The following is a 449-nucleotide window of genomic DNA, read 5'->3' on the forward strand; positions in this document are numbered from 1 at the left end:
CGCTGTCCCTACAAGACCGTCTTCCGACCTCGACCGCAGATGTAAGCAAGTCGACGATCAGCGCCAACAAACAAACTGCAAGCAGCAGCGCCCGTTCAACCCGGCTGACCTGCAGGAAAAAGCTCACGGGAATCAGGATGACATTCAGCAATACCAGGTGGCGGAATGCCGCCTCGCCAGTGAAAGCCGCACGCAGGCCATCCAGGGAATAGCCCCCTGCATTGAAGATACGTGTGATACCGGTTTGACCCTTGAAAGGCGACATAGATGTAGGCAACTGAACCAAAGAAGTGGGGAAGCTAGATCACGCAAAGTCAAAAAAGCGTGAAGCGGCTGTAACGTAATGTTGCGAGATGGACTCGAGTTGCTGCAAAAGCAACGCCGCCTGAGTGCGCGTACGCACGCCCAACTTACGGAAAATCGCCGTAACGTGGGCCTTGATGGTCGCT

Annotated in this window: 2 protein-coding genes; both read right to left on the reverse strand. The window is 55.0% G+C overall.

The annotated features are described in order from the left end of the window. A partial coding sequence (locus JMV15_RS28025) for a diacylglycerol kinase (RefSeq protein ID WP_201492002.1) occupies nt 1-265 on the reverse strand: 265 nt, incomplete at its 3' end. 39 nt (nt 266-304) lie between these two features. After that, nucleotides 305-449: response regulator transcription factor (locus tag JMV15_RS28030; protein ID WP_201492003.1), on the reverse strand; the 145-nt coding region annotated here is incomplete at its 5' end.

Origin of the sequence: Pseudomonas paracarnis, assembly GCF_904063055.1 — a bacterium.
GTDB classification, from domain to species: Bacteria; Pseudomonadota; Gammaproteobacteria; order Pseudomonadales; family Pseudomonadaceae; genus Aquipseudomonas; species Aquipseudomonas paracarnis.